This is a genomic window from Sphingopyxis sp. JAI108, from assembly GCF_013410105.1.
Taxonomy (GTDB): Bacteria; Pseudomonadota; Alphaproteobacteria; order Sphingomonadales; family Sphingomonadaceae; genus Sphingopyxis; species Sphingopyxis chilensis.
The window spans coordinates 366,253-379,363 of the sequence record NZ_JACCCJ010000001.1 but is presented as its reverse complement, the minus strand read 5'-3'; the positions used below and the strand labels follow the sequence as shown (position 1 = coordinate 379,363).

The 13,111-nt window shown below is 67.0% G+C and carries 11 protein-coding genes; 6 read left to right on the top strand and 5 right to left on the bottom strand.

Annotation, left to right across the window (positions count from 1 at the left end):
• The first annotated feature begins 114 nt into the window (after positions 1 to 114).
• A complete protein-coding gene (locus tag HDC29_RS01760; protein WP_179493783.1) occupies positions 115 to 2,283 on the top strand; it encodes a primosomal protein N' in 2,169 nt (722 codons plus the stop codon).
• A gap of 71 nt (positions 2,284 to 2,354) precedes the next feature.
• Positions 2,355 to 3,914, top strand: a complete 1,560-nt coding sequence (locus tag HDC29_RS01755; protein ID WP_179493781.1) for a hypothetical protein — start codon at positions 2,355 to 2,357, stop codon at positions 3,912 to 3,914.
• Between the two features lie 4 nt (positions 3,915 to 3,918).
• On the opposite strand, the gene HDC29_RS01750 is transcribed toward HDC29_RS01755, so the two are convergent.
• The gene (locus tag HDC29_RS01750) at positions 3,919 to 4,677 is read right to left on the bottom strand and encodes an isocitrate lyase/phosphoenolpyruvate mutase family protein (RefSeq protein ID WP_179493779.1); all 759 of its coding nucleotides are present in this window, start codon (positions 4,675 to 4,677) and stop codon (positions 3,919 to 3,921) included.
• A 112-nt stretch (positions 4,678 to 4,789) separates the two neighbouring features.
• On the opposite strand from HDC29_RS01750, the gene HDC29_RS01745 reads away from it, so the two are divergent.
• Positions 4,790 to 6,373, top strand: a complete 1,584-nt coding sequence (locus HDC29_RS01745) for a hypothetical protein (protein WP_179493777.1) — start codon at positions 4,790 to 4,792, stop codon at positions 6,371 to 6,373.
• Positions 6,374 to 6,430: 57 nt separating this feature from the next.
• Here HDC29_RS01745 and ada read toward each other — a convergent pair whose 3' ends face one another.
• Positions 6,431 to 7,465, bottom strand: a complete 1,035-nt coding sequence (gene ada / locus HDC29_RS01740) for a bifunctional DNA-binding transcriptional regulator/O6-methylguanine-DNA methyltransferase Ada (protein ID WP_179493775.1) — start codon at positions 7,463 to 7,465, stop codon at positions 6,431 to 6,433.
• The gene (locus HDC29_RS01735; RefSeq protein ID WP_179493773.1) at positions 7,462 to 7,932 is read right to left on the bottom strand and encodes a DUF1203 domain-containing protein; all 471 of its coding nucleotides are present in this window, start codon (positions 7,930 to 7,932) and stop codon (positions 7,462 to 7,464) included. The genes ada and HDC29_RS01735 overlap by 4 nt, the downstream gene beginning before the upstream one ends.
• A 102-nt stretch (positions 7,933 to 8,034) precedes the next feature.
• On the opposite strand from HDC29_RS01735, the gene HDC29_RS01730 reads away from it, so the two are divergent.
• Entirely contained in the window at positions 8,035 to 9,573 is a 1,539-nt protein-coding gene (locus HDC29_RS01730) for a S1C family serine protease (RefSeq protein ID WP_179493770.1), read from the top strand.
• Between the two features lie 31 nt (positions 9,574 to 9,604).
• Here HDC29_RS01730 and HDC29_RS01725 read toward each other — a convergent pair whose 3' ends face one another.
• Positions 9,605 to 10,135: a shikimate kinase gene (locus HDC29_RS01725; RefSeq protein WP_179493768.1), complete on the bottom strand. Its 531-nt coding sequence runs from the start codon at positions 10,133 to 10,135 to the stop codon at positions 9,605 to 9,607.
• The gene (locus tag HDC29_RS01720; protein WP_179493766.1) at positions 10,132 to 10,809 is read right to left on the bottom strand and encodes a dienelactone hydrolase family protein; all 678 of its coding nucleotides are present in this window, start codon (positions 10,807 to 10,809) and stop codon (positions 10,132 to 10,134) included. Before HDC29_RS01720 ends, HDC29_RS01725 begins: the two co-directional genes overlap by 4 nt.
• A 201-nt stretch (positions 10,810 to 11,010) precedes the next feature.
• On the opposite strand from HDC29_RS01720, the gene HDC29_RS01715 reads away from it, so the two are divergent.
• Both HDC29_RS01715 and atpA read left to right on the top strand, forming a co-directional pair.
• On the top strand, positions 11,011 to 11,577 hold the full coding sequence (locus HDC29_RS01715) for a F0F1 ATP synthase subunit delta (protein ID WP_179493764.1): 567 nt from the start codon (positions 11,011 to 11,013) through the stop codon (positions 11,575 to 11,577).
• Positions 11,578 to 11,580: 3 nt separating this feature from the next.
• Positions 11,581 to 13,110: a F0F1 ATP synthase subunit alpha gene (atpA, locus tag HDC29_RS01710; RefSeq protein ID WP_179493762.1), complete on the top strand. Its 1,530-nt coding sequence runs from the start codon at positions 11,581 to 11,583 to the stop codon at positions 13,108 to 13,110.
• The last annotated feature ends 1 nt before the right edge of the window (position 13,111 follow it).

Here is a 13,111-nt window from a genome sequence, read left to right as displayed (position 1 = left end):
TTTCTGGACCTCGCCTTTCGCCGGGGCACACATCTCTATCGGCACCCAATGGTCGCCAGCCGCCGACCTCGGCGCTTTCCTATTTTACCCGCCGCCCTATATCCTCCCTCATCCATGACCCGCGCCCGCGTCCTTCTCCTCACCGCCGCCCTCGGCCCGCTCGACTATCGTGTCCCGCGCGAGCACGAGGCGCCGCTCGGCAGCGTCGTCATCGCGCCCTTGGGGCCGCGACGGATGGGCGGGGTAGTGTGGGAGGATGAAAGCTTCGGCGCGCCCGAACCCGTCGGCGACAACCGGCTGCGCAACCTCTACGAAGTCGTGCCCGTGCCGCCGATCGCCGCGCCGCTCCGCCGCCTCGTCGAATGGACGAGCGACTATTATCTCAGCCCCCCGGGGTCGGTGCTGCGCATGGTGCTGCCCGGGGTCGCCTTTGCCGACGCGCGGCGCCCGGTCGTCGAATATCGCGCCACCGGCGAACTTCCCACGCGGATGACGCCGCAGCGCACCGTCGCGCTCGAAAAGATCGGCGCGCGGCAAGGGATCGTGCGCGAACTCGCCGCGATTGCCGAAGTCAGCGACGCCGTAATCCGGGGACTCGCGAACACCGGCGCGCTCGAAGCCGTGACCGTCTCGGCCGACCAGCCCTATCCCGAACCCGACCCGGCCTTCGCCCCGCCCGACCTGTCCGACGAGCAGACCGCCGCCGCCGCGCAGCTTCGCGAAGCGGTCGCCGCAGCGAAGTTCGACACGCTGCTTCTCGACGGCGTGACCGGATCGGGCAAGACCGAAGTCTATATGGAGGCGATCGCCGCCGCGATCGATGCGGGCAAGCAGGCGCTGGTGCTGCTCCCCGAAATCGCGCTGACCGAACCGATGCTCACACGCTTCGCCGCGCGCTTCGGCTGCGAGCCGGTGGCGTGGCACTCCGGCCTCCGTTCGACCGAGCGCCGCCGTGCCTGGCATGCAATCGCGAGCGGCGAGGCAAAGATCGTCGTCGGCGCGCGTTCGGCGCTGTTCCTGCCCTATGGCAATCTCGGCGTCATCGTCGTCGACGAGGCGCATGAGACCAGCTTCAAGCAGGAGGATGGCGTCCATTATCACGCGCGCGACGTCGCGGTGATGCGCGGGCATTTCGAGGGCCTTCCCGTCGTCCTCGCCAGCGCCACCCCCGCGCTCGAAAGCCTCGCGATGGTCGAGGCGGGCCGCTATCGTCATATCGTCCTTCCCGCGCGCTTCGGCGGCGCGACCCTGCCCGATCTTGCGGCGATCGACATGCGGCAGGACCCGCCCGACCGCGGCCGCTGGCTCGCCCCGCCGCTCGTCGACGCGCTCGCCGACCGATTGCAAAAGGGCGAGCAGAGTCTCCTCTTCCTCAACCGCCGCGGCTTCGCGCCGCTGACGCTCTGCCGCACCTGCGGCCACCGCATCCAGTGCCCGAACTGCACCGCGTGGATGGTCGAGCACCGCCTCGTCCACCGCCTCGCCTGCCACCATTGCGGCCATGTCATGCCGCCGCCGCGCCTCTGCCCCGAATGCGAGGATGAGGACAGCCTCGTCGCCTGCGGCCCCGGGGTCGAGCGCGTCGCCGACGAGGTGGCCCTACGTTTTCCCGAAGCAAGGACGGCCATCGTCACGTCCGACACCTTGTGGTCGCCCGCGAAGGCGGCCGAGTTCGTCGACAATGTCGAGGGCGGGCTGGTCGACATCATCATCGGCACCCAGCTCGTCACCAAGGGCTATCATTTCCCGAATCTCACCCTCGTCGGCGTCGTCGATGCCGACCTCGGGCTCGACGGCGGCGACCTCCGCGCTTCCGAGCGCACCTTCCAGCAGATCGCGCAGGTCGCGGGGCGCGCCGGGCGCGGGGTCAAGCCCGGCGAGGTGCTGATCCAGACGCGCGTGCCCGACGCCCCCGTCATGGCGGCGCTCGTCGCCAACGACCGCGACGGTTTTTATTCGGCCGAAGCCGCGGCGCGCAAATTCGCCGGCGCGCCGCCCTATGGCCGCTTCGCCGCGCTCGTCATTTCGTCCGAGGATATCGAAGTCGCGCGCGGGCAGGCGCAGCGGCTGGGGCAAAAGGCGCCCGTCGCCGACGGCCTCGCGGTCTATGGCCCCGCGCCGGCCCCGCTCGCGATGCTGCGCGGCCGCCACCGCTTCCGCCTCCTGCTCCACGCCCCGCGCAGCTTCGACCTGCAGGGGACGATCCGCGCGTGGGTGAACAGCGTCGAATGGTCCACGAAGGCGCGGCTCGCGATCGACATCGACCCCTATAGCTTTGTGTAAGCGTAACAGGGCTTTACTGTAACGGCGCGCGCTGGCAGCATCCCTGCGGGGTTAGAATGCGGGGGCGCAGAATGAAGAAAATCGGCTTGGGCCTGCTGGCCGGGATCGCGATGGTCGCAATTGCCGGGCCGGCCGAGGCGAAATGGCTTCGCGCCGACACCGACAGTTTCATCATCTATAGCGAGAGCAACGAAAAATCGCTGCGCGACTTCGCGGAAAATTTGCAGCGGTTCGACACCACGCTCCGCCTGCTCTTCAACGTCAAAACGCCGGGCGAGGAAAGCAAGCTTCCCATCTACCTCGTCCCCGCGGCGAACGATGTCGCCGAACTGGCGACCGGATCGCGCAGCGCCCCGGTCGCGGGCTTTTATCGCCAGGACCGCGACGGCAGCTTTGCGCTGTCCTTTCGCCAGAATAGCGGCAGCGGCGGCGTCGCCGACACGTCGGCCGCCCAGCAGGTGCTGTTCCACGAATACAGCCACCATTTCATGAAGCGCCACTTGCGCGCCGCCTTCCCCGCCTGGCTGATCGAGGGGTTCGCCGAATATTATTCGACGGTCGATTTCGACAAGAAGGGCCACGCGATGATCGGCCGACCCGTCTATCGCCGCGCTTATGGCCTGTTGCAGATGCCGAAAATCCCGGCCGAAAAACTCCTGTTCGAACAACCCCGCGCAATGCGAAACAGCGGGCAGACCGACGTCTATTACGGCCGCGCGTGGATTTTGACCCATATGCTGATGCACAGCCCGACGCGCGGCGATCAGGTCAATCGGTACACCAATGCCATCAACGCCGGCACCGACGCCCGCCAGGCGGCATCCGACGCCTTTGGCGACCTGGCCCTGCTCGACAAGGATCTCAACCGCTATATTCAGGGCAAGCTGAGCTATCGGACGACCCGCGCGCCGGTCCCGGTGTCAGCAAACATCCGCATCGCGCCGGTGCCGTCCGACGAGGATGCGGTGATCATGGCGCGGCTGGAGCGACTGAATGCACGCGGCGACGCGGCGCGCTTCACCAAGGCGCGCGACGCGCTGCGCGCACTCGCCGCCGCCGAGCCCGCCAACGCCGATGCGCAGTTCGAACTGGCGGCGGCCGAATGGGATATGGACCGCGATGTCCGCGACCTCGCCGCGATGCGCTCCGCACTCGACAAGGTGCTGGCGGCGAAGCCGGACCATGTTCGCGCCAATGTCCTGCTCGGCCGGCTGCTCCTCGATCAATTGCGCGAAAAGGGCGAGGATGACCCTGCCGCGTGGCGCGAGGCTCGCAAGCCGATCCAGCTCGCCAACCGCACCGATCCCAACGATGCGGTGCCGCTCTATGCCTATTTCGACAGCTTTCTGGCCGAAGGGAAGCGGCCGAGCGAAATGGCGATCAAGGCGCTCGAACGCGCCTTTGTCCTGACGCCCGAGAATATCGAGATGCGGGTCGCCTATGCCTTCGCGCTCGCCAATCAGGGCGAGTTTGATCCCGCCGTGCGGCTGGCGAAGACCGTCGCCTTCGATCCGCACGACAATGGGCGGGGCGAAGCCATGCTCGAACGGCTGGAGGCCATACGCGAACGCCGCGCTGGCGCTACCGGCGGCGACACGAAGGCCGCTGCCGATAGCGGCGGGACAGACTGATCCCTCAATAATCGGGTTCGGCGCCGCCCATGACATCGCTCGCCTGCCCCGCCAGCCACGCCATCGCGGCCGCCCAGGGCTGATGCCCATGGCTGATCCGCGCGACGCCGAGCGCGGCGAGTTCCTTGTGCGTCGGCCCGCCCTTGCCGCGCAGGATATTCACCGGCAGCGGCGACGCGTCGCAGATCGCGCCGATACACGCCGGGTCGAGCAGGAAGGGCACGAACAGCGACCCCGCCCCCGCATCGGCATAGGCGCGCGCGCGTTCGAGCGTCGCGGCGACCAGCGCGTCGCCATCCTTCGCCGCATCGGCCCCGCGGAAGGTGTCGCAGCGCGCGTTGACGAAAATCCCGGTGTCCGCGGCGGCGCGATAGCGCGCCACCGCCTCGGGGATCGCGAGCAGCTCGCTCGCCGCGGGCAGCCGGTCCTCCATGTTGATCCCCGCCGCACCCGCGGCCTTCGCGCGGCCGACCGATACGCCGACCGTCGCCGGATCGGCGCCATAGCCCGATTCCATGTCGATCGTCACCGGCAGTTCGGTGACCGCGAGGATGCGTTCGAGATTGGCGAACACATCCTCGAGCGGGAAATCCTCGCCGTCCGCGCGCCCCTGCGCGCCCGCGACGCCGAAGCTGCCCGTCGCGATCGCCTTCGCGCCCGCTCCGGCAACCGCCTTCGCGCTCCCCGCGTCCCAGATGTTGACGAGGATCAGCGGGTCGCCGGGAACGTGCAGCGCGCGAAATCGGGCAATCTTGTCAGTCATCTTGTCTTCTCCTTTGACATTTCGCTTCGATCGGAGCGGCGCGGCCGACCCGGTTGAAGCCTGTGTTCGGCTTGATATAGATGGGCACGGAATTTTTACCGGGGGAAACAAAGTGATCGCATATCTGAACGCCGCCCTGCGCGGCGGTTTCGCTGTCGCGCTTCTGGCTTTCGGCAGCGTGGCCCACGCCGAATGGTGGGAAGCCGAAACCGCGCACTTCATCATCGTTTCGGAAAGCAGCAAGGAGGATACCGAACGCTTCGCGACGCGGCTTGAACGCTTCGACAATGCCCTGCGCTATATGCAGGGGCTTCCGATCCCGGGGCCCGATATCGGCGAGTCGAACAAGGTCCGCGTCTACCGTTTCGGCGACACCGACGATATCGGCCGCCTGGCCGGCAGTTCCGGCGTGGCGGGTTTTTACATTCCGCGCGCCGGCAACGCCGTATCCTTCGTTCCGGCGGTCGAAAATCAGCGCGACCGCTTCAGCCGCCATCTCGATCAGCGGGAACTCAACCAGAAGACGGCGCTGACGGCCGAAGGCGTCCTGTTCCACGAATATGTCCATCACTTCATGCTGCAGAAATTCAGCACCGCTTATCCGCACTGGTATGTCGAGGGCTTTGCCGAGCTCTACGGGACGCTCGAATTGCTCGACGATGGCGCCTTCCGCGTCGGCGACGTCCCGCAGCACCGCGGCGACGACCTCTTCGAACTGCCCGGCATCCGGCTGACCCGGTTGTTCGATCACAACAAGCGGCTCGACGGGCAGGAATATTACCAGTCCTATTCGTTCGGCTGGATGATCGCGCACTATCTGAACTTCAACGAGGCAAGGCAGGGGCAGCTCGCTCAATATCTGAAGGCGCTGAACGCGGGGGAAGACAGCCTGACCGCGGCGCAGCGCGTGTTCGGCGACCTCGACACGTTGCAGAACGAACTGCGCCGGTACAAGAGCGGTCCGTTCCCCACGCTCAACGTCAAGCCGGCGGACTATGTCGCGCCGAAAGTCGATATCCGGCGCCTGACGCCGGGCGAGGAAGCCGTAATCCAGGCACATATCCGCAGCGAGCGGGGCGTCAACGAGCGCCAGGCGCGCGCCGTCGCGAACGAGGTCGAGGGCATGGATAAAAAATATCCGGACAGCCTGCCCGTACAGTTGATCGCGGGCGAGGCATACACCGATGCCCAGGAATTCACGAAGGCAGAGGCGGCGCTGAAACGGGCGCTCGTGCTCGATCCGCAATCGCAAGATGCTCAGGTTTTGATGGGCGGCCTGTTCATGACGCGCGCCGATGAGGAAAAGAATCCCGCGCTCTACGCGACGGCGCGCACCTGGTTCGCCGAGGCATACCGGCTCGATCCCAAGGATCCGCGCGCGGCGATCGGCTATTATATGTCCTTCTATGAAGCGAAGGAGCCGATCCCCGAACCCGCGATCATCGCGCTGGAAAGCGTGTTCGACTATTCGTCCTACGACGATGGTTACCGCATGGTCCTCGCGCGCCAGCTGCTCGACGAGAACAAGGGGAAGCTGGCACGCTCGGTCCTCGCTCCGCTCGCCTTTTCGAGCCACAAGCAGGAAAAGGCGAACAAGGTCGCCAAGATGGTCGAAGAAATCGACGCCGGCCAGATCGACGCGGCGCGCACAACCATGGCAGCCATTTTCGCCGATCGGGAAAAGGAAGACAGCTGATATCGCGCTGTCATTCAGGCGCCGGGCCCGGTTCATGCTGTCCGGCGCCACCGCTGCTCAGCGCCCTTCGCGCTTCAGCAATTCTTCCTTGATCGGCAGGCCATAGGCATAGCCGCCGAGCGTCCCGTCGCTGCGCACGACGCGGTGGCACGGGATCAGCACCGCGACATTGTTCGCGCCGTTGGCGCTCCCCGCCGCGCGCACCGCATTGGGCTTGCCGACAGCGGCGGCGATATCCGAATAGCTGCGCGTTTCGCCTGCGGGGATCTTGCGCAGCTCGCGCCACACGGCTTCCTGAAAGGCGGTGCCCTTCACGTCGATCGGGATATGGTCGAATCCGTTCACCGGCGCTTCGACGGCATCGACGACCTGCTTCAGCAGCGCTTCGAACGCTTCGCCGCCCTCGACCAGGTCGGCTGCGGGAAAGCGCTCCTCGAGCGCCTCGCGCCCCTCGGCGAAGCTCAGGCGGCACACGCCTTTGCCAGTCGCCGCGACGAGCATGTCGCCGAGGCTGGTCGGCACCACCGCCCAGTGGATCGTCGCGCCCTTGCCGCCGTTTGCCCAGGCCGAAGCCGTCATACCCATGCGTCCCTCCATATTGTCATAGAAACGCGACGGCCCCGAAAAGCCTGCGTCGTAAATCGCGTCGGTCACCCGGCCCGCCTCGCTCAGCGCGGCCCGGGCGCGTTCCTCGCGGAGCGCGCGGGCATATGCGGCGGGCGACAGGCCGGTGTGACGCGTGAAGACGCGCTGGAAATGCGTCGGCGAATAGCCGGTGCGACCGGCGAGATCGGCGAGCGCGAGCGGTTCCTCGCTTTGCTTGATCGCCTCGATCGCCGCGAGCACCGCGCCCTCGTCGCGCGCGACGTCGTCGGGCAGGCAACGCTTGCACGGGCGCAGCCCGGTTTCGCGCGCCGCCGCGCCGTCGGTGAAGAAACGCACATTTTCGCGCAGCGGATGCCGCGCGGCGCAGCTCGGCCGGCAATAGATGCCGGTGGTGAGCACACCGGTGACGAAGCGTCCGTCGAGCGCGCGGTCGCGGCGCAGCACCGCCGCCCAGCGATCGTCGTCGGTCATCAGGTCGGCGCTCATGCTCCATCCCTTTCGATGCGCGCGGCGAAACAGCCATGCGCGGCATTATGCGCATCGATATAGGCAATGGCCGCGTCGGCGAACAGGTCGCGGATCGCGCTATCCACCTCGCCCGGACCCGCAAGCCGCGCGGTTTGCAGCATGCCCTCGGCGTCGAAGGCGCGCAGCGCGAGCGAGCGCCCCTCGAACACCGGCGGCACGTCGTCGCGGTAGGCTGCAGCGGTCACTCCAGGCCGGACGTAAATCGCATAGGCGCTGCGATAGGGAGTCGCGACATCGTGGCTGGTGTGATGGATCAGGATCAGCTCCTCGCCGGCCTTCGCATCCTCGAGGCTGATCCGACAGGGAAAGCCGCGGTCGGCGGTCGCGGTCACACGGCGCGCGTTGATCGCGGCGAGGCCCGCGTCGTCGAGCGCGAAGAGCGGCGCAAAGCGATCGGGGCTGAGCCCCTCGATCAGATAGGTCATCGAAAACATCCTTTCTCGGCTGTTGGAGCATGAATGCCACAGCGCGATTCGCACCGCGTCCCGATGCTTGCGTTCAAAGTTCGGGCGACTAGTGTGCCTCGCATGACCCGTCTCATCGCGCTTCTCCTCGCTCTCGTCACTTTCGCCCTTCCGGCGCACGCCGCCGACGACATCAGCGCCGCCTCGCGCAGCGTCGTGCGCGTCGTCACCGTCGCGATGATGGACGGCGAGGTCGTCGGCTTCGGGCATGGCAGCGGCATCGCCATCTCGCCGACGCGTATCGTCACCAATGCGCATGTCGTCGAATCGGCGGCGCGCTACCCCGGCAATGTCGCGCTCGGCGTCGTCCCGTCGGAAGGACAGAAAAGCTATGCCGGCAAGCTGATCGCGATCGACACCGCGCGCGACCTCGCGCTCGTCGAAATCACCGAAGGGCGGCTGCCCGCCGCCGCCATCTACACCGGCCCGCTCGAATCGGGCGCCGACGTCGTTGCCCTCGGCTATCCCGGCAACGTCGACCTCGCGACCGCGCGCAGCGCCAACGACTATATCACCCCGCGCACCCCGACGCGCAGCGAGGGCAATATGTCGAACCTGCAGTCGGTCGACGGCGTCGCGATGCTGATCCACACCGCGAAAATCTCGCGCGGCAATTCGGGCGGTCCCCTCGTCGACCAGTGCGGGCGCATCGCCGGCATCAACACCGCGATCACGCGCGCCGACGACGGCGATTCGCCCTTCGCCTTCGCCATTTCGGGGCGTGAGCTGATGCGCTTCCTCGCCGACGCGGGACAGCAATATACGAGCGTCGGCACCCCTTGCCTGTCGATGGCCGAGGCCGACGCCCGCGACCGCGCCGCGCTCGACGCCGAAACGCGCGCCGAGATCGAGGCCAATGCCGCCAGAAATGCCGCCGCAAAACTCGACCGCGAGCTCAAGCTGGCGCGCGCCGGGGAGGAGGCGCTCGCCGCGCGCGAGAATCGCATCGCGCTCGCGGGCGTGCTGTTCGTGATCGGCGCGCTCGCCGCGGGTGCCGGGCTGATGTTCTACAGCCAGAAGAATCTGCGTAACGCCAAGATCGCGGGCGGCGCCGGCGCGGTGCTGATCATCGGCGCGGCGCTGTTGTTCGCCACCCGCCCCGACGCGCATGCCGAACTCGCCCCGGACGCGGCGAAGGCGCCCGCAACCGCGGCGCCCAAGCTGGCCCAGGGCAGCCTGCTCTGCACGATCCGTCCGGACCGCAGCCGCATCACCGTATCGGCGACGACCGACGTGCCGATCACGATCGGCAAGGGCGGCTGCGTCAACGGGCGCACCCAATATACAAGGGGCGCCGACGACCGCTGGCAACGCATCCTCGTTCCCAACGAGGAAGCGACCGTCACCGTCGCCTCGATCGATTCGGCGGGCCGCGACTATCGCGTCGACCGCTATCTGCTCGATGCCGAGACGATGGCCAAGGCGCGCGAGACGCGCGCGACGGTCACCATCAAGAGCTGCACAGCCGACCCCGACGAACTCGCGGGGCTCGCCGCGCAACAGGACGCGATCCGCAACGCGCTGCCCGCCACCCCGAACGAGCGGCTCGTCTATCGCTGCCAGCCGGCGGCGGGAGCGGCGGCGAAGCCGAAGGAAAGCTGACGCTCTTCCGCAACGACCCCGTCCCCGCGCGCTATGCCAGGTCGAGCGCGGCGCATATTTGCTCCGCTGCGTCGGCGGCGCTCACCTCGCCCGTATCGATCGCGACCCGCGCCTCGGGCAGCGGCGGATAGGCGTAGGCACCCTGCGCATCGAGTTCGCGGTAAAGCGCCAGCGACGACAATTTGCCGCTTGCCTGCCGCGATGCGGTCTCGACCCGAGCCTCGATCACGTCGGGCGGGCAGCTGAGCGCGACGAAATCGACATGGCCGCCCGCCGCCTCGACCAGCGCCGCGACGCGGCCCGGAAAATCGGGCGCGACGCTCGCTTCGGGGTGGAAGGTGAAGATCATCGAGCGGTCCTCGGCCGCCGCCGCCGCGAAAACGTCGAGCCATATCCGCTCGCGCAGATCGACAAAGGCTGGGCTGCCGAACGGAAACACCGCGAGCAGCGCATCGACGACAAGATGATTGTGGAACAGCGACAGGCCGGTGCGCGCCGCAAGCTCGCGCGCGACGGTCAGCTTTCCCGATGCTGCGGGACCGTGGATGAAGACCAGCCTCATCCCCCGCACGCCCTGAACAGCATCAGCGTGCGTTCGCGCGCCAATTCGCTCGACGGTTCGTGATAATCCTTGCGCCGGTCGCTGTTGAAGCCGTGGTTCGCGTCATAGACGAAGACCTGCGCGGTCGGATGATCCTTCGCGATCAGCGCCTCGACCCCCGCCATCGGGATGCCCGCGTCATAGCGGCCGAAATGCGCGATGGTCGCGCAGCGCGGCGCCTGCTCGGCGAACATGGTGGGGACAAGGCTGCCGTAATAGGCCGACGCCGCGGCAAGATCGGGGCTGACCTGCGCCATCCGCCACGCGACCGAGCCGCCATAGCAATAGCCGGTGATGAAGACGGGGCCCTTCGCTTTGAGCGCGTCGATGCACGTCTGCGCATCCTTGAGGCTCTGCTCGAACGGGTGCAGCTCGCGCGCGAGCTGCACCGCGCGCTCGAACTGCGGGCCCGAATAGTCGCTCTCGAACCCCGGATGCTCGCGGTCGAAGAGCGCGGGGCTCAGCACCTCATAGCCGTCGGCGGCATATTCGTCCGCCAGCTCGCGGATATGGTCGGTGACGCCGAAAATCTCCTGGATGAGCACCAGCCCGCCGCGCCGCTCGCCCTCCGCCTCGGCATGATAGACGGCAATTTCAGCGCCATCGTCCATCATCATCCGGATCATGTCGCCCATCGCTCGCCCTTCCTCCTCACCCACAAATTTTCGTTCTGCCGTCCCTATCGCGCGAGGGGCCAAAAGCAATCGCCCCACATCCTTGCATTGCGGCAAAATCGTTGCTACGCGCGCCCCGACTTTGCAGCGGGGGGCATTTTCGGATGCCGGGCAAATCCGCGCAGCCATCCCCCTCGGGATCGAAGAAAAGGACTTTCGCGCGTGGAGAATTCCGGCGGCATTCAGGGCAACATCACGGCGGGCCTCGCGGGCCGCTATGCGGTCGCTTTGTTCGATCTGGCGCGCGAATCGAACGCGATCGACGCGGTCGCCAAGAGCCTCGGCGACCTGCGCGCAGGCATCGCCGAATCGGCCGACCTGTCGGCGCTGATCGCCAGCCCCGTCGTCGGCCGCGCCGACGCCGCGAATGCCATCGCCGCGGTCGCCAAGGCGATGAAGCTCGATTCGCTCACCACCAAGTTCCTCGGCGTGCTCGCCGAGAACCGCCGTCTCGCCGACCTGCCCAGGATGATCGACGCCTTCGACGCGATCGTCGCCGACCATCGCGGCGAAGTGACCGCCAAGGTCACCAGCGCGCACCCGCTCAGCGCGGCGCAGCTGAAAGAGCTGGCCGCGAACCTCAAATCCCGTGTCGGGCGCGACGTCACCGTCGCGGCGACCGTCGATCCCGCCATCCTCGGCGGCCTCGTCGTCCAGCTGGGCAGCCAGCTGATCGACGGCAGCATCCGTACCCGTCTCAATAGCTTCGCGACTGCGATGAAAGGCTGAATAATGGAAATCCGCGCCGCTGAAATCAGCAAGGTCATCAAGGACCAGATCGCCAATTTCGGGACCGACGCCACGGTCAGCGAAATCGGCTCGGTGCTCTCGGTCGGCGACGGCATCGCCCGCGTCCACGGCCTCGACAACGTCCAGGCCGGTGAAATGGTCGAATTCGCCAATGGCGTGCAGGGCATGGCGCTCAACCTCGAAGCCGATAACGTCGGTATCGTGATCTTCGGCAGCGACGCCGAGATCAAGGAAGGCGACCAGGTCAAGCGCACCGGCACGATCGTCGACGTCCCCGTCGGCAAGGGCCTGCTCGGCCGCGTCGTCGATGGCCTCGGCAATCCGATCGACGGCAAGGGCCCGATCAAGGCCGACAAGCGCATGCGCGTCGAAGTCAAGGCGCCGGGCATCATCCCGCGCACCTCGGTTCACGAACCCGTCCAGACCGGTCTCAAGGCGCTCGACGCGCTCGTCCCCGTCGGCCGCGGCCAGCGCGAGCTGATCATCGGCGACCGCCAGACCGGCAAGACCGCCGTCGCGATCGACACCTTCATCAACCAGAAGCAGGCCAACGCCGGCGACGATGAGTCGAAGAAGCTCTATTGCATCTATGTCGCGGTCGGCCAGAAGCGCTCGACCGTCGCGCAGATCGTCCGCCAGCTCGAAGAAAATGGCGCGATGGAATATTCGATCGTCGTCGCCGCGACCGCGTCGGAGCCCGCTCCGCTGCAGTTCCTCGCGCCCTACACCGGCTGCACGATGGGCGAGTTCTTCCGCGATAACGGCATGCACGCCGTGATCGTCTATGACGACCTTTCGAAGCAGGCCGTCGCTTACCGCCAGATGTCGCTGCTGCTGCGCCGCCCGCCGGGCCGCGAAGCCTATCCCGGCGACGTTTTCTATCTGCACAGCCGCCTGCTCGAGCGCGCCGCGAAGATGAACAGCGACAATGGTTCGGGTTCGCTCACCGCGCTGCCGATCATCGAAACGCAGGCGGGCGACGTGTCGGCCTATATCCCGACCAACGTGATTTCGATCACCGACGGCCAGATCTTCCTCGAAACCAACCTGTTCAACGCCGGTATCCGCCCCGCGATCAACGTCGGCCTGTCGGTGAGCCGCGTCGGCTCGGCCGCGCAGACCAAGGCGATGAAGAAGGTGTCGGGCTCGATCAAGCTCGAACTCGCGCAGTATCGCGAGATGGAAGCGTTCGCGCAGTTCGGTTCGGACCTCGACGCCTCGACGCAGAAGCTGCTCAACCGCGGCGCGCGCCTGACGCAGCTTTTGAAGCAGCCGCAGTTCCAGCCGATGCCGTTCGAGGAGCAGACCGCGTCGATCTTCGCCGGCACCAACGGCTATCTCGACAATGTCGCGACGACCGACGTGTCGCGTTACGAAGCGGCGATGCTCGCCTATCTGCGCAGCGATCATGCCGATGTGCTGAAGACGATCCGCGACACCAAGGACCTCGGCGACGACGCCAAAAAGGGTCTGGTCGCGGCGCTCGACGCCTTCGCCAAGATTTTCGCGTAAC

Excerpts from the sequence above, each read along its gene's own strand:
- HDC29_RS01760 (WP_179493783.1), top strand. The coding sequence starts at position 115 with ATGACCCGCGCCCGCGTCCTTCTCCTCACCGCCGCCCTCGGCCCGCTC.
- HDC29_RS01755 (WP_179493781.1), top strand. The coding sequence starts at position 2,355 with ATGAAGAAAATCGGCTTGGGCCTGCTGGCCGGGATCGCGATGGTCGCA.
- HDC29_RS01750 (WP_179493779.1), bottom strand. The coding sequence starts at position 4,677 with ATGACTGACAAGATTGCCCGATTTCGCGCGCTGCACGTTCCCGGCGAC.
- ada (WP_179493775.1), bottom strand. The coding sequence starts at position 7,465 with ATGAGCGCCGACCTGATGACCGACGACGATCGCTGGGCGGCGGTGCTG.
- HDC29_RS01735 (WP_179493773.1), bottom strand. The coding sequence starts at position 7,932 with ATGACCTATCTGATCGAGGGGCTCAGCCCCGATCGCTTTGCGCCGCTC.
- HDC29_RS01730 (WP_179493770.1), top strand. The coding sequence starts at position 8,035 with ATGACCCGTCTCATCGCGCTTCTCCTCGCTCTCGTCACTTTCGCCCTT.
- HDC29_RS01725 (WP_179493768.1), bottom strand. The coding sequence starts at position 10,135 with ATGAGGCTGGTCTTCATCCACGGTCCCGCAGCATCGGGAAAGCTGACC.
- HDC29_RS01720 (WP_179493766.1), bottom strand. The coding sequence starts at position 10,809 with ATGGGCGACATGATCCGGATGATGATGGACGATGGCGCTGAAATTGCC.
- atpA (WP_179493762.1), top strand. The coding sequence starts at position 11,581 with ATGGAAATCCGCGCCGCTGAAATCAGCAAGGTCATCAAGGACCAGATC.